Source organism: Phytoactinopolyspora endophytica, assembly GCF_004138495.1.
GTDB classification, from domain to species: domain Bacteria; phylum Actinomycetota; class Actinomycetes; order Jiangellales; family Jiangellaceae; genus Phytoactinopolyspora; species Phytoactinopolyspora endophytica.
Genome location: NZ_ML142859.1, coordinates 47,168 through 48,267, shown reverse-complemented (window position 1 = coordinate 48,267; position 1,100 = coordinate 47,168). Strand labels below are relative to the sequence as shown.

Genomic DNA, 1,100 nt, shown 5'->3' with positions numbered 1-1,100 from the left:
CGGTTCCCGCACCTGTCACCATCCCTCCGGCGAAGAACAATGGGAAGGCAGCCGTGGTCAGGCCGGTGGCGATGAGCGCGAGGCCGATCGTCAGGAGTGCGACGCCGGCCGCCTGCTGCGTCGTCAGTGCCCATCTGCTGGTGAAGACCTGGGCCGTCGCCGACGCGGCGAATGCGACGAACGCGACCAGCCCGGCCACGGAATGTGAGGTGATGCCGAGCTGCCCGGACAGGAAGGAGCTGGAGAGCCCGCTGAAGACGCCGAACATCGCGAACGCGACGAACCCTGCGACGAGAGCGCCCCAGTAGGAGGTCCGGGCTGCGACGGGCACGGCCACGCGCTGAGGACGGTACCGCCACGATGCGTCAGCTTCGGTCACGGTCTCGGGTACGAGCATTACCAGCAGAAGACCGACGGTCATCGCGAGCATCAGCACGAGGTACGGCGTATGCAAAGGACTGGGCGCAACGTCGGCGAGGATTTCGGCAACGAGCATTCCCGCGCCGATGCCCCCGATGTTCGCGGCGGTGGAAACGACCTCGGCACGCCGCGCCCCGCTCACGCCCGGTACCAGCAGCCGAAGGCGGCCGAAGTGGTCCGAGAGATGGCCAGCGAGGGGCAGCGCAGCGGTCACGCCGACCGGGAGCGCGGCGAAGATCGTTGCGATCTTTACGGTCGAAAGGCCTTCCTCGCCCTGGTAGATCACGAGCAGCGGCGCCGGCGCACGGCGAAGGCCATGGTGACGGCGAGGAGACAGGCAACGATCCAGAATCCGCGTGAACGGGATCGCGAGGGACTGGACGATGCCGATGTCTCCGCGGTGAGCGGTGGCACGGTGGGAAAAAGCTCGGAGGATGGCATGCCGTCGATCCTCCGCACGCTATCCGGATCGCGTCCAACGAAACCTTGTGAATCAATCCATCGCGATTGATGATCCTTGTGCACGCGCGCACCGCCGCAGCTCGGTCGCCAGGGCCCGCGCGGCAGACGACAAAGGACGCTTCGTCGGCCATGCGAGCTGCGCGGTCCAGCCAAGTTCCGGCTTGACGTCGATCGCGGCGATCCGAGGATCCGGAGCGACAGCTGACACCGGGACAAAC

Annotated in this window: 1 protein-coding gene and 1 pseudogene; one reads left to right on the top strand and one right to left on the bottom strand. The window is 66.9% G+C overall.

The genetic code is table 11. From position 1 onward, the window contains the following. Positions 1 to 562 (bottom strand): annotated as a pseudogene (locus ELR45_RS35595) (MFS transporter); the annotation flags it as partial. A 42-nt stretch (positions 563 to 604) separates the two neighbouring features. Between ELR45_RS35595 and ELR45_RS35590 the strand changes: the two are divergent. Then, positions 605 to 931 (top strand): hypothetical protein, encoded by a 327-nt coding sequence (locus ELR45_RS35590; RefSeq protein WP_165367966.1) that lies wholly within the window; start codon positions 605 to 607, stop codon positions 929 to 931. Positions 932 to 1,100: the final 169 nt, after the last annotated feature.